The 19,431-nt window shown below is 37.0% G+C and carries 22 protein-coding genes; all 22 read left to right on the top strand.

Annotation, left to right across the window (positions count from 1 at the left end):
- Positions 1-76: 76 nt before the first annotated feature.
- On the top strand, positions 77-478 hold the full coding sequence (flgB, locus tag ACTCAF_RS07000) for a flagellar basal body rod protein FlgB (RefSeq protein ID WP_463062583.1): 402 nt from the start codon (positions 77-79) through the stop codon (positions 476-478).
- Between the two features lie 9 nt (positions 479-487).
- Positions 488-892 carry a flagellar basal body rod protein FlgC gene (flgC, locus tag ACTCAF_RS06995; RefSeq protein WP_463062582.1) on the top strand — a complete coding sequence of 135 codons (405 nt, stop codon included), beginning with the start codon at positions 488-490 and terminating at the stop codon, positions 890-892.
- 78 nt (positions 893-970) lie between these two features.
- Complete coding sequence (gene fliE, locus ACTCAF_RS06990) at positions 971-1,276, top strand: flagellar hook-basal body complex protein FliE (protein WP_463062581.1); 306 nt, start codon at positions 971-973, stop codon at positions 1,274-1,276.
- Positions 1,277-1,280: 4 nt separating this feature from the next.
- Entirely contained in the window at positions 1,281-2,954 is a 1,674-nt protein-coding gene (gene fliF, locus ACTCAF_RS06985; RefSeq protein WP_463062580.1) for a flagellar basal-body MS-ring/collar protein FliF, read from the top strand.
- Position 2,955: 1 nt separating this feature from the next.
- On the top strand, positions 2,956-3,963 hold the full coding sequence (fliG, locus tag ACTCAF_RS06980; RefSeq protein ID WP_463062579.1) for a flagellar motor switch protein FliG: 1,008 nt from the start codon (positions 2,956-2,958) through the stop codon (positions 3,961-3,963).
- Between the two features lie 9 nt (positions 3,964-3,972).
- The gene (locus tag ACTCAF_RS06975; RefSeq protein WP_463062578.1) at positions 3,973-4,680 is read left to right on the top strand and encodes a FliH/SctL family protein; all 708 of its coding nucleotides are present in this window, start codon (positions 3,973-3,975) and stop codon (positions 4,678-4,680) included.
- Positions 4,658-5,965, top strand: coding sequence for a flagellar protein export ATPase FliI (gene fliI, locus ACTCAF_RS06970; RefSeq protein WP_463062577.1), 1,308 nt, complete (start codon positions 4,658-4,660; stop codon positions 5,963-5,965). The genes ACTCAF_RS06975 and fliI overlap by 23 nt, the downstream gene beginning before the upstream one ends.
- A 1-nt stretch (position 5,966) precedes the next feature.
- Complete coding sequence (fliJ, locus tag ACTCAF_RS06965) at positions 5,967-6,407, top strand: flagellar export protein FliJ (RefSeq protein WP_463062576.1); 441 nt, start codon at positions 5,967-5,969, stop codon at positions 6,405-6,407.
- Positions 6,394-6,879 carry a MotE family protein gene (locus ACTCAF_RS06960; protein WP_463062575.1) on the top strand — a complete coding sequence of 162 codons (486 nt, stop codon included), beginning with the start codon at positions 6,394-6,396 and terminating at the stop codon, positions 6,877-6,879. Before fliJ ends, ACTCAF_RS06960 begins: the two co-directional genes overlap by 14 nt.
- The gene (locus ACTCAF_RS06955) at positions 6,880-7,518 is read left to right on the top strand and encodes an O-methyltransferase (RefSeq protein WP_463062574.1); all 639 of its coding nucleotides are present in this window, start codon (positions 6,880-6,882) and stop codon (positions 7,516-7,518) included.
- On the top strand, positions 7,508-8,707 hold the full coding sequence (locus tag ACTCAF_RS06950; RefSeq protein WP_463062573.1) for a peptidase U32 family protein: 1,200 nt from the start codon (positions 7,508-7,510) through the stop codon (positions 8,705-8,707). The genes ACTCAF_RS06955 and ACTCAF_RS06950 overlap by 11 nt, the downstream gene beginning before the upstream one ends.
- Positions 8,704-10,677 (top strand): NAD-dependent DNA ligase LigA, encoded by a 1,974-nt coding sequence (ligA, locus tag ACTCAF_RS06945; RefSeq protein WP_463062572.1) that lies wholly within the window; start codon positions 8,704-8,706, stop codon positions 10,675-10,677. The genes ACTCAF_RS06950 and ligA overlap by 4 nt, the downstream gene beginning before the upstream one ends.
- On the top strand, positions 10,674-11,519 hold the full coding sequence (locus ACTCAF_RS06940) for a pyruvate, water dikinase regulatory protein (protein WP_463062571.1): 846 nt from the start codon (positions 10,674-10,676) through the stop codon (positions 11,517-11,519). The genes ligA and ACTCAF_RS06940 overlap by 4 nt, the downstream gene beginning before the upstream one ends.
- A 192-nt stretch (positions 11,520-11,711) precedes the next feature.
- Positions 11,712-12,953, top strand: a complete 1,242-nt coding sequence (gene rho, locus ACTCAF_RS06935) for a transcription termination factor Rho (protein ID WP_463062599.1) — start codon at positions 11,712-11,714, stop codon at positions 12,951-12,953.
- Positions 12,954-13,036: 83 nt separating this feature from the next.
- Positions 13,037-13,255 carry a 50S ribosomal protein L31 gene (rpmE, locus tag ACTCAF_RS06930; RefSeq protein ID WP_463062570.1) on the top strand — a complete coding sequence of 73 codons (219 nt, stop codon included), beginning with the start codon at positions 13,037-13,039 and terminating at the stop codon, positions 13,253-13,255.
- Positions 13,256-13,269: 14 nt separating this feature from the next.
- Complete coding sequence (gene thyX / locus ACTCAF_RS06925; RefSeq protein WP_463062569.1) at positions 13,270-13,998, top strand: FAD-dependent thymidylate synthase; 729 nt, start codon at positions 13,270-13,272, stop codon at positions 13,996-13,998.
- 22 nt (positions 13,999-14,020) lie between these two features.
- On the top strand, positions 14,021-14,926 hold the full coding sequence (locus tag ACTCAF_RS06920; RefSeq protein WP_463062568.1) for a DUF1385 domain-containing protein: 906 nt from the start codon (positions 14,021-14,023) through the stop codon (positions 14,924-14,926).
- Positions 14,919-15,989 (top strand): peptide chain release factor 1, encoded by a 1,071-nt coding sequence (gene prfA / locus ACTCAF_RS06915; protein ID WP_463062567.1) that lies wholly within the window; start codon positions 14,919-14,921, stop codon positions 15,987-15,989. The genes ACTCAF_RS06920 and prfA overlap by 8 nt, the downstream gene beginning before the upstream one ends.
- 5 nt (positions 15,990-15,994) lie before the next feature.
- Positions 15,995-16,837, top strand: a complete 843-nt coding sequence (prmC, locus tag ACTCAF_RS06910; RefSeq protein WP_463062566.1) for a peptide chain release factor N(5)-glutamine methyltransferase — start codon at positions 15,995-15,997, stop codon at positions 16,835-16,837.
- Complete coding sequence (gene murA, locus ACTCAF_RS06905) at positions 16,825-18,081, top strand: UDP-N-acetylglucosamine 1-carboxyvinyltransferase (protein WP_463062565.1); 1,257 nt, start codon at positions 16,825-16,827, stop codon at positions 18,079-18,081. The genes prmC and murA overlap by 13 nt, the downstream gene beginning before the upstream one ends.
- 5 nt (positions 18,082-18,086) lie before the next feature.
- On the top strand, positions 18,087-18,716 hold the full coding sequence (gene hisG / locus ACTCAF_RS06900; RefSeq protein WP_463062564.1) for an ATP phosphoribosyltransferase: 630 nt from the start codon (positions 18,087-18,089) through the stop codon (positions 18,714-18,716).
- The coding region (locus tag ACTCAF_RS06895) for a POTRA domain-containing protein (protein WP_463062563.1) at positions 18,713-19,431 on the top strand (719 nt) is incomplete at its 3' end. The genes hisG and ACTCAF_RS06895, both read left to right, overlap by 4 nt.

Genomic DNA, 19,431 nt, shown 5'->3' with positions numbered 1-19,431 from the left:
GAAATTACTTATGACGCAACAGGAGATTGTGTCAAGTTGGCATAAATATTGATAAGTATTTTACATGGAGGCCAACATGGGAATTTTTGACAATACTATGATAAAAGACCTGAGTGTAGCGCTTAATGTTTCATCCTTAAAAAATAAAGTAATTGCTGAAAATATAGCAAATGTTGATACACCTAACTATAAATCCAGGAATGTAAATTTTGAAAAGGCTATGCAGGAATATTATTCCGGTGGGCAAAAATTATCACTGAAAAAAACGGACGAAAAGCATTTTTCAGGTAACAAAGGGGAGAATAGCATCGTAAGTATTGATTTGCGAAACAGCCCTTCTTTAAGAAATGATGGCAACGATGTAAATATTGACCTTGAAATGTATGAGTTGTCAGCAAATGGTGTCTTGTACTCAGAATTGTCTCAGCTTACAGGCTATCAGTTTACAAAGCTGAAGACAGCAATTACAGGAAGATAGGGGTAGAGTATGAGTTTTTTTGATGTAATGAAATTGTCCGCAACAGGACTTTCTGCTCAGAGGATAAGAATTAATGTAATTTCTGCAAATCTTGCAAATGCAAACACCACCCGGAGCGAGAATGGAGAACCTTATAAAAGAAAAGATGTAATCTTTGAGCAGGTGATGGAAGGTGAACTTGCAGGTGGTGTAAGGGTACAGGATGTTGTAGAAGATGAAAAACCTTATATTGTCAAATTTGAACCTGGCCATCCGGACGCCGACGAAGAAGGGTATGTAAGATATCCAAATGTGAATCCAGTTGAAGAGATGGTAAATATCCTTGAAGCACAAAGAAGTTATGAGTCTAATCTAACTGTTTTAAATACTGCAAAACAGCTTGCCTTAAGAGCGCTGGAAATAGGCAGGGCTTAAGATTTGGCTTTTTGGTAAATTATAATTATTGTATTGTAAATAAGAATATTTTTGTTATAATTAAGCGAAGAGGTCGATATGGCTGAGATAAACAGAATAGATTTTTTGCTCCCCAATAAGCTTGATACGGACAAAAAGCCTGATGCAGCAAAAAGTGAAGGCAATGTAAATTTTGCCGATTTGCTTAAAAATGCCCTTAAGGATGTAAATGATGCCCAGCTTAATGCTGATGAGGCTGTAAAAAAAGTCCTGAATGGAGAAACACAGGATATACATGAGACGATGATTGCATTGCAAAAGGCCGATGTGTCGTTGAAACTGATGATGGAAGTAAGAAACAAATTGCTTGAAGCTTATCAGGAGATTATGAGGACGCAGGTATAATTATATGACTTTAAAGGATATTTATTCCCAGTTTATTGAAGTATTCAACAAGATGAATCTGATGCAGAAGGTTTCAATCATTGCAGCTTCAGCGGCTGTGGTGATTTCTGCCATTATTCTTGTAGTGTGGGCCAATAAACCGGTTTATAAAACTTTATATTATAATCTAAATCAGCAGGATGCTGCATCTGTAATCGAAAAATTAAAAGAGAAACAGATTCCTTACAGATTGAAAGATGATGGCAGGACAATCGAAGTGCCTCAAAATACAGTATACGAAACGAGAATCGAGCTTGCAAAGGAAGGAGTGCCAAAAGGTGGTGGTGCCGGTTTTGAACTTTTTGACAAAACAAGTTTCGGAATGACTGAATTTGTTCAGAATGTCAATTATCAGAGGGCACTGCAGGGTGAGCTTGCAAGGACTATCGCAAGCCTGAATGAGGTAAAAGAGGCAAGAGTGCACCTTACTATCCCAAAGGAAAGATTATTTATAAGTGAGGAGAGCGAAGCCAAGGCTGCAGTAATTTTAAATCTGACTGGCAGCATTGACAGAGGTCAGGTGAAAGCCATTGCTTCACTTGTGGCAGGTGCAGTTAAAGGACTTAAAATAGAAAATGTGCAGATTGTAGATACTCAAGGCAGACTTTTGAGCGATTTTCTGAGCGAGGACAATATAGGTGTTATACTGAGTCAGACTCAGCTGGAATATACCAAGAAAAGAGAAAGCTATATTAAAAATAAGGTTGCTTCCTTGTTGGAGAGAGTACTTGGTCCCAACAATGCAGTAGTCCAGGTCAGTCTTGAGATGGATTTTAACAGGGAAGAGATTACCAAAGAGGAGTTTGATCCTAACCCTGTGTTAAGATCTCAACAAACTACCGAAATATCCAGTACAAATACAAAAAACGTGCCGCAGGGTGTACCGGGGGTACAGTCAAATCTGGCTGAGCCAAATATTGCTGCCAATTCAGGCAATTCTGAATACAGCAAAACCGATGAAACACAAAATTTTGAAGTTGGAAAAACAATTACAAAACAGGTAAAAACACCTGGCGAAATTAAAAGATTGACCGTTGCGGTTGTGGTGAATGACAAAATTGTAATGGAAGAGGAAAACGGTAAAAAGGTACAAAAATATGTTCCAAGAAGTGCCGATGAAGTTGAGAGGATAAAAAATCTTGTGGCAAATGCTGTGGGGTTTGATGAAAACCGTGGTGATAAAATTGAAGTATCCAATGTATCCTTTGATACGTCTGCTTCAGTTACTGAGAGCTCGGTTTTAAAGAGGCAAGTTTATATAGATTATGGACTTAAAGCTGCGAAATATTTGTCTGCAATACTTGTTTTTCTGCTGTTCTACCTGCTTGTTTTTAAGAGAGTTATGAAAAAGCTCGGTGAAGTCAAGGAAACAAGGTATGGTACACTTGCTGCTGTTGGTGGCGCAGGTGGAGGTAAGGGGGAGATGGTTGATTTGCTTGCCGGTGAAGATATAAAATTTCCAAAGACCCTTGAAGAGCTTGAAAAGGAGATAGAATCTGAGCTTGATGAAAGTGTTCCTATGGATGTGGACTCAGTTAAAGCAAAAGTAATGCTTAAAAAAATCGAAGAATCCGCAAATGAAGACCCGGAGATGATAGCAAACCTTATAAAGGCCTGGATAAAAGAAGGTGGTTCATAATATGGCAGACGTTTCAAATTTAACAGGAATAAAAAAGGCTGCAATGCTCCTTATAACGTTGGGGGAAGAATTGTCTTCAAAGATACTGGGAGCGCTTGATGATGACGAAGTACAGGATATCTCAAGAGAGATTGCCCTTACCAAGATGGTTGACCCTGATACTATGGAAGCGGTTGTTGAAGAATTTTATAATATGCTGCTTGCAAAAAAGTTTATCAGTAAAGGTGGTCTTGATTATGCCAAGAGTGTGTTGACAAAATCTCTGGGGCCTGAAAGAGCAAGAAAAATTATTGACAGACTGACCAAATTGCTGGAACAATCATCGGGTTTTGAATTTCTGACCAAAATCGAACCAAAACAGCTGGCAAAATTTATTCAAAACGAACATCCCCAGACAATTGCACTTATTCTCGCACATCTTGACCCGAGCCAGGCAGCTGAATCTCTTGCTGAATTACCGGAAGATTTAAAGGCGGAAGTTGCAATAAGAATCGCAAATTTACAGGATATTTCCCCTTCTGTTGTAAAAACCCTTTCCAAAGTGTTGGAAGAGAGGTTTGAGTCTATCAGCTCATATAATGTTGAAGTTGGTGGAGTAAAATCTGTTGCAGAAATTTTTAACAGAATGGACAGGACCACAAGCAAACAGACCCTTGAAAGGCTTGAAAAGGATGCGCCTGAGCTTGTGGCAAGTATTAGAGATATGATGTTTGTTTTCGATGATATAAAGAGACTTGGACAGCAGGCTATCCAGGAGATTTTGAAAAGAGCGGACAAAAATACTCTTACCCTTGCATTAAAAGGTGCTGATGATGAGCTTAAAAGCAGATTCTATGAATGTATGTCAAAGAGGGCTGTAGAAACTATGAAGGAAGAGATGGATTACATGGGCCCTGTAAAACTGAAAGATGTTGAAAAAGCACAGCACGAGATTGTAGAAATCGTAAGGGAGCTTGACGAAGAGGGGGTAATCAGTATTTCTGGTGGCGACGAAGAGCAATATGTGTAGGGATAGCCTATGCCTAAAAAGATAATAAAATTTTCAAATGCAAGAAATATTCAAAGCTACTCTTTCAAAACATTCTCTTCGACTGAAAAAGGTGTAAAGAGCTTCCTGTTTAAAGATTTTGCAACATCAGAAGGGCAAAAAGAGCCGGCTAAAGATGATAATCCAAAAACAGACTCAAAACCTCTTATAGATGAAAAGATATTGAAAGAAGCTGAAAAGTCAGCTTTTGACAGAGGTTTTAAAGAGGGGTTTGATAAAGGTAAAGCGGAAGGTATTGCTCAGCAAAAGAGCAAATATGAAGCAGATAAAAAAGACTATATGTCTATGTTAAGTGAAAATCTGAAAAAAGTCGTAGCTGAAATTTCGGAAATCAGAAAGGGGATTGAGGAGTTGGATGAGAATCTTCCGGGGCTTATAATCGGTTTTGTGACGGAAATTATAGGTACCGAGAGAAGGATTAATGATAAACTTATTGAAAGTGTTGTAAAAAATATACTCTCACAGCTAAAGGAATATTCAGACATTACCTTTATTGTTTCTCCTGAGGATAAGGATATTGTTGAGGGTATGAATCTGGGGTATGATATCGAAACTGATCCGACTGTAGTCAGAGGCGGTTTAAAGGTTAAAACCAATATAGGTATGATTGATTTTTCAATAGACACTCTCGTTAAAGAGTTTAAAGAGCGAATAAATGAAGAATTTAAGGGTTCTTAAAAAGGTTAACACCAGAATTACACCTTCACTTCAAGGGAAAGTTACAAAAATAGTGGGACTTACGATAGAAGCTGACGGTCCTCTTCTTGGTATTGGCACCAGATGTGAAATAACAAACATGACAGGTTATAAGGTATTGGCGGAGATTGTGGGTTTTAAGGATGACAGGATAATCCTTATGCCTTACGGAGAAAGTGAAGGGATTGCCCCTGGTAGCATTGTAAAAAATGTGGCCTATGGGAATGTGGTTAAAGTTTCTGAAAACCTTCTTGGCAGGGTTTTAGATGGACTTGGAAATCCCATAGATTCAAAAGGGGACATAAAGGATTATTCTCTTGTGCCAGTTTACTCAGAGCCGCCAAAACCGATGGAAAGGGAAATAATAAAAAATGCTATTGATACAGGGATAAAAGCAATAGATTCACTTATAACTGTTGGAAAAGGACAAAGGGTTGGTATTTTTGCAGGAAGTGGTGTCGGGAAAAGTGTACTGTTGGGTATGATTGCTCGAAATACCATGGCAGAGGTAAATGTCATTGCGCTCATAGGTGAACGAGGAAGAGAGGTAAGAGAATTTATAGAAAGAGATTTGGGTGAAGAGGGGTTAAAGAGAAGTGTTGTGGTGGTTGCAACGAGTGATCAATCACCATTGGTTAGAAAATTGGGTGCATTTGTGGCAACTGCTATAGCTGAATTTTTCAGGAAACAAGGTAAAAACGTAATGTTTATGATGGATTCTGTAACAAGGTTTGCCATGGCGCAAAGGGAGATAGGCTTGACTGTGGGGGAGCCCCCTACATCAAAAGGATATACACCTTCTGTTTTTGCTCTTTTACCAAAGCTCCTTGAAAGGGCAGGTACAAAAAAGGGGGAAGGCACAATAACCGGACTTTATACCGTTTTGGTGGAAGGGGATGATATGAATGATCCAATTGCTGATTCGGTAAGGTCTATAATCGATGGGCATATTGTTCTTGATCGCAGACTTGCTGCCAAAAATCATTTTCCTGCAATAGATGTGCTTTCCAGTGCAAGCAGGCTCATGAAAGAGATTGTAGATGAGGAAACATTTGAAACAGCAGGTAAAATCAGAGATCTGATTGCTTCCTATAACGAAGCTGAAGATTTGATAAATATAGGTGCATATGTAAAAGGCTCAAACAAAAGAATAGATGAAGCTATTGCAAAGATTGATAAGATAAACCAATTTTTAAGACAAAAGATTGATGAAAAGTGGAACCTGATGGATTCAGTAAAAAAAATAAGAGAGATAGCAATAAGTTGATATGAAGAAAGATTTTAAATTACAGAAGGTGCTGGAGTTTAGAGAGAGAAAGTTAGAAATAGAGAAGAAGAAATTGACTGAACTGCAAAACAAATTGAAAGAGATTAATTATAATATTGAGAAAACAGTTGCCGATATAAATAAAAATAGGCAGGAGCTTTCCGGAAAGAGTAGTGGTGCCGATTTTAAATTTGTCAGAATGTACGAGTTATATATAGAAAAACTTGAAAGTGAACTTGTTTCTTTTAAAGAGTTGAAAAAAAAGATTGAAGCTGATATTGAACTTCAGAAAAAAAATGTGGTTAATGCTATGAACGATGTTAAAGTAATTGAGAAGCTTAAAGAGAAACATGTGAAAAATTATATAATGTATTTGAACAAGGAAGAGATGAAGATGATAGATGAACTTGTTGTTACGAGGTTTAATAATGAAAATTTTTAATATTGTTGCATGTTTTTTGATTGTTTTTTATTGTGTTGCTGGTGCTGAGAATTTAAGCTTTGACGAGCTTAAAGCTATTGGTGATAATCTTAAACAGAAAGAAGAAATTTTAAATAAAAAAGAGCGGGAGCTTGCAGAGAAAGAGAAAAATTTGTCAAACCTTGAACAGGAGCTTTTAAAAAAGGAGAAAGAACTGAACGAGATAAGGCAAAAGTTGGAGACTCTCTACGAAAAGATAAAAGTAACAGAAGATGAAAATCTTGATAAATTGGCAAAAGTTTACGGCTCTACTAAGGCAAAATCTGCAGCAAGTGTAATTGCAAAAATGGAGCTTGATAAGGCTGTTAGCCTTTTTCAAAAGATGAATCCCATGGCTGCCGGAAAAATAATGTCAGAGCTTGCCAAAGTTGACCCGGAATTTGCTTCAAAGATAAGTGAGAGACTTACGCCCACAAAAGATAAGCTGAAATAGATGATAAAATCCGAGATTCCACATTTCACAAAATACTTTTCTGTAAAGACTATGGAGTGTTTGTTTGATGATGGTTTTTTAAAACTGTATAACCTTTCCATGTGTTACAATATTCCTGTTATTGAGCCTGAAGTAGGTTTATATCTAAAATCCCTTGTATCCTCATTACGGCCAGAAAATATTCTTGAAATTGGCTGCGGTGCTGGTGCTTCAACTTACCTTTTGAATTATGATAAAAATGTAAATATTGATGCGGTAGATTCAAATCTCATAAGGATAAACCTTGCCAGAGAAAAATTTGGCGATTGCAGGAATATAAACTTTTACCATGACTTGGCAGAAAATTTTATCAGGAAAACGGATAAAAAATATGATTTTATATTTGTGGATTCCATAAAAAAGGATTACGGCAAGATATGGTATTGTCTTAAAAATATATTATCTCAAAGGGCTACAGTTGTATTTGACGATTTTATGTTGTATGGATATCTTTTTCATGAAGAATGTGAGATACCATACAAATATCTTGCGGGTGTCAGAGAGTTGAAAGAATTTTACAATGAGATTAAACAGCGGGTAAAAACATATACCTTGCTGCCTTTTGGAAATGGGGTAATGGTGATTAATTATGAAGTATGAACTATTGAGTCCGGCTGGAAATTTTGAAAAATTGGTTTCTGCCGTAAGTTTTGGTTGTGATGCAGTTTATTTGTCAGGTCAGGATTTCAGTCTCAGGGCAAAATCCGGCAATTTTAATAATGACGATTTAAAAAAGGCTCTGGATTTTTTGCACGAAAATGGCAAGAAAGGATATGTTACCGTTAATATCTATGCAAGAAATTATGATTTCAAAACCCTTCCGGAATATCTTGAATATATTGAAGAGATAAAGGCAGATGCCCTGATCGTAAGCGACCCGGGGGTGTTTAAACTTGCAAAGGATATAGGTATCAGTATCCCAATTCATATAAGCACTCAAGCCAATACCACAAATTATATGTCTGTAAAATTCTGGGAAGATATGGGTGCAAGCCGTGTGATTCTTGCCAGAGAGCTTTCAAAAGAAGAAATTGCTTATATATGTAAAAATACATCCCTTGAAATCGAAGTATTTGTTCATGGAGCGATGTGCATTTCACATTCCGGAAGGTGTGTGCTAAGCAATTATATGACAAACCGAGACGCAAACCGTGGAGAGTGTACTCACCCATGCAGGTGGAATTATTACCTTATGGAAGAAACAAGGCCGGGTGAGTATTTTCAGATATTTGAGGATGAAAGGGGAAGTTATATATATAATTCAAAAGACCTCTGTTTGCTTGAACATCTTGATGAATTGATGGATATGGGGGTTAGAAGTTTTAAAATTGAAGGGCGTATGAAGAGTTCAATGTATGTTTCTGTAGTGACGGGTGTTTACAGAAAGGCAATTGATGAGATTGTCAAACAAGGTAAAATTTCTGATAAACAGAGACTTTTTGATCTTTTGGTATCGGTAAGCAACAGGCACTTTACCACTGCATTTTTTAATGGCAACCCTGACAGCAGTTCGATGAATTATGCAACTTCATCCTATGTGAGAAACACAGACTATCTGGGAATCGTAGAAAACATTTCTGGCGAGGATATTATTTTCCAGTGCAAAGGGAAGATTGAAAGTGGAGAAGTTTTGAGTATTTTAAATACCGATTTGTCAGAAAAGCAGGTATATGCAGATATTTTTGATATAGATGGGAGCAAGGTAGATTTTACAAAACCCAATAATAGTTATATCCTTAAAACCGATACAAAAATTGACAAAGGTGCAATTATCAGAAGGTACTTATGACAAAAAATGAATACCTCGAGCTTGTAGAAAAGCTGAATTATCATAATTATCGCTACTATGTACTTAATGATCCGGTAATAAGCGATTATGAATATGACATGCTCCTGAAACAACTTATAAATACTGAAAAGGAGCATCCGGATTGGAAGGTGGAATATTCCCCTTCTATTAAAATAGGCAATGATATTGTCGATAACATACCAACGGTAAAACATGAATATAGAATGTACTCCCTTGATAATGTGTACAATCTGGCTGAATTGGAGAATTTTGTTGTAAGAATTTTTAAAGAAACGGGTTTAAAAGATATTTTTTTTACAGTTGAGCCAAAAATTGATGGTGTTGCTATCTCCGTCATATACGAAAATGGAAGACTTGTCCAGGCGTTGACCAGGGGGGATGGTGAGTACGGTGAAGATGTAACCCACAATATTAAAACAGTTCGTTCATTGCCCTTAAAAATTGAAGAAAAGAAAAAAATTGTTCTTCAAGGTGAAGTATTTCTTTCAAAAAAGGTTTTTGAAGAGATAAACAGCAAAAGATTGCAGGAGGGGCTTAACCTCTTTGCAAATCCGAGGAATGCTGCTGCAGGGACACTAAAGGTTTTGAATTCCGAAGTTGCAAGGCAAAGAAAACTTGATATTCTTTTTTATGCTATTGCAAGTGATACGGGTCTTAAAAGCCATTTTGAAAATCTGAAATATATTGAAAAACTTGGGTTTAAAGTAAGCCAGCTTAGCAGAAAAGTAGACGCAAATAATATAATGGTTGCCATAAAAGATATTGAAGAGAAAAGAGAAAGTCTTGAGTATGAGATTGACGGGTGCGTCATAAAGGTTGATGACCTTGATATAAGAAACAGATTGGGTTTTACTGCAAAATATCCGAAATGGGCTGTTGCATATAAATTCCCACCTATGCAGATGACAACTGTTGTAAAAGACGTTATTTTTCAGGTTGGAAGGACAGGGAGGGTAACCCCTGTTGCAATATTAGAGCCTGTGGTTATTTCAGGGTCAACAGTTTCAAGAGCTACTTTGCACAACTTTGATGAAATAAAAAGACTTGATGTGAAAATCGGTGATACTGTTTTTGTGGAAAAAAGCGGTGAGATTATTCCGAAAATTGTTAAGGTTGTATCTGAGAAAAGAGGCGATGTAAAAGAGATAGTAAGTCCTGAATTTTGTCCTGTGTGCCAGGAGAGGCTTTACAGGGATGAAGAGGATGTTTCTGCCTGGTGTTTAAATATAGATTGTCCGGCGCGCATTAAATCTTCCATTTTACACTTTGCATCAAGAGATGCCCTGGATATAAAAGGACTTGGCGAAAAAGTTGCTGAGCAGCTTGTTGATAAAAAGATTGTCGAGTCTATCGCGGATATATATGAACTGGATGAAAATAAACTGCTTAATCTTGAAGGATTTAAAGATAAGTCTGTTAATAATCTTTTAAAGGCGATTGAAAATTCCAAAGAAAAACCTTTTGACAGAGTACTATACGGTCTTGGGATATTGCATGTAGGTAAGAAGACCTCTGAAGTTTTGGCAAATGAGTTTGGGAGCATAGAAAAAATTATGGGAGCATCTGTAGAAAAGTTGATGTTTGTAAAAGATATAGGTGAAGTGGTTGCAAATTCAATCTACAATACATGCCGTAACAAAAGATTTTTAGGTGTGGTTGAAAAGTTAAAAGCCCATGGTTTGAAGTTTTCCCTTGATGAATCCAGTGCAAAGAGTAAAATTAATGGTAAATTAAACGGAAAAAATTTCCTTGTTACAGGTAAACTTTCAGTAAGTAGAAAGGAGATTGAGAACTTGATAAAAGAAAATGGTGGAAATATACTGTCTACAGTCAGCAAAAATCTTGACTATCTGATTGTGGGGGAAGATCCGGGGAGCAAGCTTGATAAGGCCAAGAAACTTAATATCAATATAATTGATGAAAAAGAATTTATAGAGATGATTAAATGAATTTTGAACTAATAAGTGATGGGGATGCAAAAGCCTCAAAAAAGATATACATATTGTCGGATGGGACAGGTCAAAGTGCTATAAATATTTTAAGGGCTTGTCTCATACAGTTTGATGATTCTCAGGTAAGGGTGAGTGTTTATTCCAAGATGGATTCTGAAGAAAAGATAAGAAATATTCTGAGCAAGGTTTCAAGAGAAGATTGTTTTGTGGCATTTACAATGGCTAAAAAAAGTCTCAGGCAAACGGTTCATGAAATCTGCCATACAAATGGGATTTCACATCATGATATTTTGGGACCACCCGTTGATAAGTTGCAAAAATTTCTCAAAAAAGTGCCAAAGGAAAATCCAAACCTTTTAAGAAGGGTGGATTCAAAATATTTCAAGCGTATTGAAGCTGTTGAGTTTTGTATAAGTCATGATGATGGCAAATCATTGAAGGGGATTCACGAGGCAGATATAGTTTTGCTTGGGCTTTCAAGGACATCCAAAACTCCTACATCGTTTTTTTTAGGTCAGCAGGGATATAAAGTAATTAATATTCCGATTGTTCCGGAAGTTGATTTGCCAAAAGAAGTGTTTGAAGTAGACCAAAATAAGGTTGTTTGTTTGATAATGGAGCCTGAAGTGTTGCAAAAAGTGAGGCTTGCAAGATTAAAGCATTACAAGACTACCAGCAGATATACAGATTTGAGAAAAATATTTGAGGAAGTAGAGATGGTCTATGACCTTGTTGCAAGGAATAGAAACTGGCATGTTGTAGATACTACCAACAAGTCTGTAGAGGAAACTGCAAGAGAAATTATTATCAAAGTATATGGTCGTGAGCTTGAGATTTGATAATTCATCAATTTTTCATATGAAATGTTTTTATAAATTGGCAAAAGCAGGACAAAAAAACTTGACAATGAATTTTGTAGAGTTTAAAAGGGGTGTATCTGAAGGTCTTCAAATCCAATTTTGAAAAATGAAGGAAACCTTACAAAATTTTTATGCCTGATAAAAGATATATTCAAGGAAGAGGTGTTTGTTGTGAATTTATCCGATTTAAAAGTTTGCTCTATTGAAGAGCTTGTTGAGATTGCTGAAAAAACAGGGGTAGAGAATCCACAGGGGTTGTTGAAGCAGGAATTGATTTTTGAGATTCTGAAAGCTACAAGTGCCAATAATGGTCAAATCTATGGACAGGGTGTACTTGAGATTTTACCTGATGGCTTTGGTTTTCTAAGGTCAACTGGCTACAATTATCTGCCTGGTCCGGATGATATTTATGTTTCACCTGCTCAGATAAGAAAGTTTGGACTGAGAAATGGTGATACCATAGAAGGTGAGATAAGACCTCCTAAAGATAATGAAAAGTATTTTGCCCTGTTGAAGGTTGAAAAAATTAATTTTAACGAGCCTAACCGTCAAAGAGGATTATTCGAAAATCTTACCCCGCTTTTTCCTGAGGAAAGGCTTAATCTGGAAGCATTCCCCACCAAATATGATACAAGAATTATAAACATGATTTCCCCCATAGGTAAGGGGCAGCGTGGTCTTATTGTGGCTCCACCCAAGACAGGAAAAACAATGCTCTTAAAATCAGTTGCCAACAGTATTACCAAAAATCACCCTGAAGTGTATATGATAATTTTGCTTATCGACGAGCGACCCGAAGAAGTTACCGACATGAAGAGGTCTGTTGATGCTGAGGTAATAAGCTCTACTTTTGATGAGCCTGCATACAGGCATGTCCAGGTATCTGAAATGGTTTTAAACAAAGCAAAAAGGCTTGTGGAAACAGGGCGTGATGTGTGTATTCTTCTTGACAGTATTACAAGACTTGCAAGAGCCTATAACTCAATTGAACCACCAAGCGGGAAGGTGCTTTCAGGCGGTGTTGACTCAAATGCGCTGCATAAACCAAAAAGGTTTTTCGGTGCAGCAAGAAATATTGAAGAGGGTGGGAGTCTTACCATAATTGCAACTGCGCTTATTGATACCGGCTCAAGGATGGATGAGGTTATTTTTGAAGAATTTAAAGGTACAGGCAATATGGAGCTTCATCTTGACAGAAGACTTGTTGAAAGAAGGGTTTTCCCTGCCATTGATATCAATAAATCAGGTACAAGGAGAGAAGAGCTTTTGCTGGATAAAGATGAAATCAATAAGGTATGGATATTGAGAAGATTTTTGAGCAATATGAACTCAGTTGATGCAATGGAATTTTTGCTTGAGAAAATCAAGGGCACAAAAACCAACAAGGAATTTTTGGAGTCGATGAATAAGTAGAAAATTTATAAATTTTCTTGATAAATTAAATTAAGTGTGATAGTAGGGAAACCTTGTTTAGATTTTTGAAGAAGGAGAGTATTATGAAAAAAGGGATTCATCCTGAATACAAAGAAGTTATTTTCAAGTGTGCTTGTGGTAACGAAATAGTTACAAAGTCTACTTCAAAAAGGGATAGTATTGCTATCTGCTCAGCTTGCCACCCTTTCTTTACCGGTAAGCAAAAATTTGTTGATGCTGCTGGTAGAGTAGAAAAATTTATGAAAAAATACGGTGATAGCACCGGTAAGAAAACTAAGTAGTATCTGGAATTAAATTGGCTAAAGCAGTTGATGTAAAGGTATGCCTTTTGAGGCATACCTATGATCCTGAAAATCTTGCAGCGTTGGCGGCCAAGCTCTGTTATACAGATTCGGATATTCAGGGGCTAAATGAAAAGCTGTCAAGGGTCGATGTTGAATCGTTTATTGAAAAAATTGTTAGAATCGGTCACCATTCAGTTTTGGAACATGTTAGTTTTTCCTTCGGTGTTGAGGGTGTTTCAAGGGCGTTGACACATCAACTTGTCAGGCACAGACTCGCAAGTTATTCTCAAAAATCTCAGCGATATGTCAAACATACAGAGGGGTTTGACTATATAATTCCTGAAAGTGTCAGTGCACACAATATGGGTGAAAAATTTGAAAAGCTCATGAAAGAGATATCAAACCTGTATGCTGAAATGATAAATGCTGGTATACCCGGGGAAGATGCAAGATATATTTTGCCAAATGCTTGTGAAACAAAAATAATTATTACGATGAATGCCAGGGAGCTTTTACATTTTTTCAGAATAAGATGTTGTAACAGGGCTCAGTGGGAAATCAGAAAAATGGCTGAGATGATGCTTGAAGAATGTTTAAAAGTAGCACCTTCAATTTTTTCAAAGGCCGGTCCGGGATGTGTTTTTGGGCCATGTCCTGAAAATGAATTTACCTGTGGGAAGGCTCAGGAAGTCAGGGAAAGGTACAAAAAATTTCTTAAAGAGAGCGGAAGACTTAATTAGCTCTTAAATCTTAGGTGAAAATATGGGAAAATGTGTTGATATAGGCGGTCAGGCTGTCATCGAGGGTGTAATGATGAGGGCGCCTGAAAGCTTTGTGATAGCTGTAAGGAGAGAAGACAATAAAATTGTTGTAAAAAAGGACCGGGTAAAGATAGATAGTAACAGGATATTCAAAAAACCTTTTATAAGAGGACTTATCGGTCTTTACAATGCTCTTGTTCTTGGAATCAAGGCACTAAATTTCAGTGCTTATCATGCTATGGGCGAAGGGAGCGAGAAGGTAACGAAAAAAGAGATATTTATTGCTATGTTTCTTGGGCTTGGACTTGGCGTGGCACTATTTGTTTTTCTGCCACTTCTTATTACAGACCTTTTGAAATATATTTTTCCTCTAATAAAAGATTCTTTTCTTGTTTTTAACGCTGTTGACGGAGTTATAAGGGTAGTATTCTTCATTTTATATATATATGCTATTTCTTTCATGAAGGATATAAAAAGGGTTTTTGAGTACCACGGAGCGGAGCACAAAGCTATATATACATATGAAAACGGGCTCCCACTTACAGTTGAAAATGCCAGGAGGATGAGCAGGCTTCATCCAAGATGCGGAACAAGCTTTTTGCTTATTGTAATGATTGTAAGTATATTTATTTTTTCACTTATTCCCAAAGATTCGCATTTTCTTATAAAATTTGGTTCAAGAATAGTGCTGTTGCCTGTAATTGCAGGAGTTTCTTATGAAGTACTTAAGTTAAGCAGCAGGTTTAAAGATAACTTTATAGTGAATATGCTTATAAAACCAGGGTTGTGGTTGCAGAAAATTACCACAAGAGAGCCTGATGATTTGCAGCTTGAAGTTGCCCTGGTGTCAATAAAAGAGGCGTTGGGTGAGAACAAGGAAATTAATGAGGAGCTGATATATGTTTAGCAAGCTTGATGAGATAGTTGTAAAGTATGAAGAAATAACAAATAAAATAAGTGACCCTGCCATAATTTCAGATCAGGAAAAATATCAGAAGCTTGCAAAAGAGTTATCGGAGATGAAACCGATTGTTGATAAATATGGAGAATATAAGGCTGTTTTGACAATTATTGAAGAGGCAAAATCAATTCTTAAAGAATCTGATGATAAAGAGCTTATAGAGATGGCTGAGATGGATATTGAAGAAAATAGGGAGAAGCTTGAAAGCTTGACAGAGGAGCTAAAGCTATTACTGCTTCCCAAAGATCCGTATGATGAAAAAAATATTTATTTGGAAATAAGGGCTGGAACAGGTGGAGACGAAGCATCTCTTTTTGCCGGTGATCTTCTTCGGATGTACACAAGATATGCTGAAACCAAAAGGTGGAAAACAGAGATTGTTGATTTCAATGAAACCGGAGTTGGTGGCTACAAGGAAGTTGTTGTCTTGATAAAGGGGCATGGGGCTTACAGCAGACTCAAGTATGAGGCTGGCGGTCACAGAGTGCAGAGGATTCCTACTACAGAATCAGGAGGAAGAATCCATACTTCTGCCTGTACTGTTGCTGTTCTTCCTGAAGCTGAAGATGTGGACATTGATATAAATCCTTCGGACTTAAGGATTGATGTGTATAGAAGCAGCGGTGCGGGTGGTCAGCACGTTAATACTACGGATTCGGCAGTGAGGATCACGCATGAGCCTACAGGAATAGTTGTGACCTGTCAGGATGAGCGAAGCCAGATAAAAAACAGGGAGAAGGCGATGAAGCTTTTAAAGGCCAAACTCCTTGAAATGGAAATTAGAAAGCAGGCTGAAGAGGTGGCTGAAAGCAGGAAGCTGCAGGTTGGTTCAGGTGACAGAAGTGAAAGGATCAGAACTTACAATTTTCCGCAGAATAGAGTAACAGACCATAGGATAAATCTTACACTGTATAGTCTTGACAGATTTCTTGAAGGTGAGCTTGATGAGATGATAGATGCGCTTATTACCTTTGATCAAACAGAAAGGTTAAAACAGGCCGGCATTTAGGGAAAATGTCGCTTAATATAAGAAAAGGCCTGAGTCTTAGTATCGGAGAACTTTTTTTATATATTCAATCCAATATACCTCATCTTTCAAAGGCAGCTTCAATTGATTTGCTTTCATTTCTGGTAAATGTTGAGAGAAAATCGGTACTTGCAAAATTAAAAGAGCCTATTCTTATAGATGAAAGGGCGATAAACAGTATTGAGCTTGTAAAGAAAGGTTACCCTGTATCTTACTTGAGGAAAAATCACGAATTTTTTGGATATGAATTTTATGTAGACGAAAATGTCCTGATACCAAGGGTTGAGACAGAAGTGCTTGTAGAAGAGGTCTTGAAAAATGTTCATAAAGACAAAGAGTATAAGATACTTGATATTTGTACCGGCTCAGGCTGCATTTTGATTTCACTTTTGAAAAATCTTCCAAACTCTTTTGGAGTAGGTATAGATATCGACTTTAAAGCTCTGAAAATTGCCAGATTGAATATAGAAAAGCATTCACTTGAAAACAGAGGATTTTTAGTCAATACGGATGCCTTTTATATAGATAAATGCTTTAACACCAGGTTTGATATTATTACAATGAATCCACCCTATGTCAGCCGCAACAGCAATTATAGCAGCTTTATAAAGTATGAGCCGGAGATTGCTTTATTTACCGGTGATGATGACCTTATTTTTTACAAAAAAATGTTGTTTATATTGGATAAATTATGTAAAAGAGATGGGTTAATTTTTTTTGAGATTGGATTTGACCAGTCTGAAAGACTTAAATTGGTGTACAAAGATAAAAATGTTAGATTTGTTGAAGATTATTTTGGAAATAAAAGGGTAATGGTTTGGAAAAATTAGTTATAAACGGTGGCAATAAACTTTTTGGTGAAGTCAGAATAAGCGGGGCAAAAAATTCCGCTTTGCCGATACTCTCTGCAGTGCTTCTTGCCGAAGGGGAGTATTTGATAAAGAATGTTCCCCAATTAAGAGATATTTCAACAATGTTTAAGGTTCTTGATTCTCTTGGTGTTACTGCCAAACAGATTGATAACGATGTGACGGTTATAAATACTGAAAACCCTGAGCTTTTTACCGCAGATTATGAGTTGGTAAGGACTATGAGAGCGAGTGTCCTTGTGCTTGGGCCTCTTCTTGCAAAAAGGAGTGCTGCCAAAGTTTCTTTGCCAGGTGGTTGTGCTATTGGAGAAAGACCTGTTGATCTTCATATCAAGGCTCTTGCGCAGATGGGTGCTGAGATTGATGTTGAGCATGGTTACATAAATGCACAGTGTAAAAAATTAAAAGGGGCAGAGATAGTTTTTGATATTGTAACAGTTACAGGTACTGAAAATATAATGATGGCCGCCTGCCTTGCAGATGGGAAAACTGTCATCAAAAATGCAGCTCAAGAGCCGGAAATCGTTGATTTGGCGAGATTTCTAAAAAAAATGGGTGCAGAAATAAAAGGCGAAGGCACAAAGACTATAGAGATAACAGGTGTTAAAAGTCTTAATCCTGCCAATTATACAGTTATGCCAGACAGAATAGAAGCCGGGACATTTTTGGCAGCGGTCGCTGCTGCGGGTGGAAACATAACTATAAAAGATTCACCCGTATGGGCAATGAACTCTGTCATTGAAAAGTTTAAAGAGATTGGGCTTGATATGGATATAACTGATAATACCATTGTTGCAAGAATGGAGCAAAAGCCAAAGGCTGTAGATATTACTACTCTGCCTTATCCGGGATTTCCAACCGACATGCAGGCGCAATTTATGGCCGTAATGGCTTTGTCTGAAGGTCTTTCTGTTATCACTGAAAATATATTTGAAAACAGATTTATGCATGTTGCTGAGCTAAAGAGAATGGGGGCTGATATAAAGCTGAAAGACAGATCAGCAATTGTGAAAGGTGGCAATAAGCTGACAGGTGCTCATGTAATGGCTTCTGATTTAAGAGCAAGTGCTTCTCTTGTAGTTGCCGCACTTGCTGCCGATGGTGAGTCTCAGGTGCACAGAATTTATCACCTTGACAGAGGTTATGAAAAATTTGATGAAAAGCTTAAGTTTCTTGGGGCTGACATAAAAAGGGAAAAGGAATAAAATTTATGCAGGATTATATTACCATTGCACTCCCTAAAGGGAGGCTTGCAGAAGAGACCTTATCTTTGCTTGAGAGACTTGATATTGTTGAAAAAGGCTGCATAGATTTTAATTCGCGAAGACTCATATTTGAAGATTCAAAGAATAAGATAAAATTTATTTTGATAAGGAATATGGATGTAACTACATATGTTGAATATGGCGCTTGCGACCTCGGAGTGGTAGGGAAAGATATAATTCTTGAAACCAAAGCTGATATATATGAACTTCTTGATTTTGGATTTGGATATTGCAGGATGTGCGTGGCTGCTCCAAACGATTTTGAAGGGGATTATTTTCACGATATGAGGGTGGCTACAAAATTTGTTAATATTGCAAAAAACTATTTTCAGTCCAAAGGTATCTTTATAGAAGTAATAAAACTTTATGGCTCTATTGAAATTGCACCACTGTTGAGCCTCTCTGACTTTATTGTTGACCTTGTTTCCACGGGTGAGACGTTGAAGAAAAACGGTCTAAAGGAGATTGAAACTATAATGCATTCCACTGCAAGGCTTATAGCAAACAAAAGCCTGCTTAAATATAAACATTCAAGGTTAAAGTCTATAATAAAAATACTGGAAGAGAATCTATGAAAAAAGTATTGATTACATTAATGTTATTTTTGTGTGGCACAGTTTTTTCGGCTACAATCGATCTGGTAAAAATTTCCGGTAACAAAAGGGTGCCTGATTCAAAAATACTGCAATATACTGTTAAGCAGGGGAGTGAGTTTGATCTGGAACAGATTGATAAATCAATAAGAAATCTGTATCAGACGGGGCTTTTTCTGAATGTAAGCGCGGATCTTGAAATTGAGGACTCCATGGTAGTACTTGTCTACAATGTTTCTGAAAAGCCCTTTATAAATAAAATATATTTTGAAGGTAATGACGAAATTAGCGAGGAATCCTTAAGAGAAAAACTTACAATTAATGAAGGGGAAGTTTTCGATAAAGGGAAAATCGAATCTACTATAAAAGAACTTCGGGCAAAATATCAGGATGAAAATTTTTTTAATGTTAAAATCACTTATGATATTGAAGAAAGGGAAAACAACAGTGTTGACCTTATTTTCAGTATTGATGAAGGCAAAGAAGCAAAAGTGTACAGGATTGAAATACTTGGCAATGAGTTTTATTCGGATAAGAAGATAAAAAAGACTATGGAAACAGATGAAAAAGGGTTTTTCTCATGGCTTACGGGGAGTGGTAAGCTTGTAAGTGATGAGATTGCTCTTGACAGAGAAAGAATAAGGGCACTTTACTTGAATAGCGGGTTTATGAGGGTGCAGGTTTCTGAACCGGAAAT

Source organism: Deferrivibrio sp. (assembly GCF_055117995.1).
The sequence above is the reverse complement of the archived record's forward strand: the minus strand, read 5'-3'. Positions and strand labels throughout refer to the sequence as shown.

Excerpts from the sequence above, each read along its gene's own strand:
- flgB (WP_463062583.1), top strand. The coding sequence starts at position 77 with ATGGGAATTTTTGACAATACTATGATAAAAGACCTGAGTGTAGCGCTT.
- flgC (WP_463062582.1), top strand. The coding sequence starts at position 488 with ATGAGTTTTTTTGATGTAATGAAATTGTCCGCAACAGGACTTTCTGCT.
- fliE (WP_463062581.1), top strand. The coding sequence starts at position 971 with ATGGCTGAGATAAACAGAATAGATTTTTTGCTCCCCAATAAGCTTGAT.
- fliF (WP_463062580.1), top strand. The coding sequence starts at position 1,281 with ATGACTTTAAAGGATATTTATTCCCAGTTTATTGAAGTATTCAACAAG.
- fliG (WP_463062579.1), top strand. The coding sequence starts at position 2,956 with ATGGCAGACGTTTCAAATTTAACAGGAATAAAAAAGGCTGCAATGCTC.
- ACTCAF_RS06975 (WP_463062578.1), top strand. The coding sequence starts at position 3,973 with ATGCCTAAAAAGATAATAAAATTTTCAAATGCAAGAAATATTCAAAGC.
- fliI (WP_463062577.1), top strand. The coding sequence starts at position 4,658 with ATGAAGAATTTAAGGGTTCTTAAAAAGGTTAACACCAGAATTACACCT.
- fliJ (WP_463062576.1), top strand. The coding sequence starts at position 5,967 with ATGAAGAAAGATTTTAAATTACAGAAGGTGCTGGAGTTTAGAGAGAGA.
- ACTCAF_RS06960 (WP_463062575.1), top strand. The coding sequence starts at position 6,394 with ATGAAAATTTTTAATATTGTTGCATGTTTTTTGATTGTTTTTTATTGT.
- ACTCAF_RS06955 (WP_463062574.1), top strand. The coding sequence starts at position 6,880 with ATGATAAAATCCGAGATTCCACATTTCACAAAATACTTTTCTGTAAAG.
- ACTCAF_RS06950 (WP_463062573.1), top strand. The coding sequence starts at position 7,508 with ATGAAGTATGAACTATTGAGTCCGGCTGGAAATTTTGAAAAATTGGTT.
- ligA (WP_463062572.1), top strand. The coding sequence starts at position 8,704 with ATGACAAAAAATGAATACCTCGAGCTTGTAGAAAAGCTGAATTATCAT.
- ACTCAF_RS06940 (WP_463062571.1), top strand. The coding sequence starts at position 10,674 with ATGAATTTTGAACTAATAAGTGATGGGGATGCAAAAGCCTCAAAAAAG.
- rpmE (WP_463062570.1), top strand. The coding sequence starts at position 13,037 with ATGAAAAAAGGGATTCATCCTGAATACAAAGAAGTTATTTTCAAGTGT.
- ACTCAF_RS06920 (WP_463062568.1), top strand. The coding sequence starts at position 14,021 with ATGGGAAAATGTGTTGATATAGGCGGTCAGGCTGTCATCGAGGGTGTA.
- prfA (WP_463062567.1), top strand. The coding sequence starts at position 14,919 with ATGTTTAGCAAGCTTGATGAGATAGTTGTAAAGTATGAAGAAATAACA.
- prmC (WP_463062566.1), top strand. The coding sequence starts at position 15,995 with ATGTCGCTTAATATAAGAAAAGGCCTGAGTCTTAGTATCGGAGAACTT.
- hisG (WP_463062564.1), top strand. The coding sequence starts at position 18,087 with ATGCAGGATTATATTACCATTGCACTCCCTAAAGGGAGGCTTGCAGAA.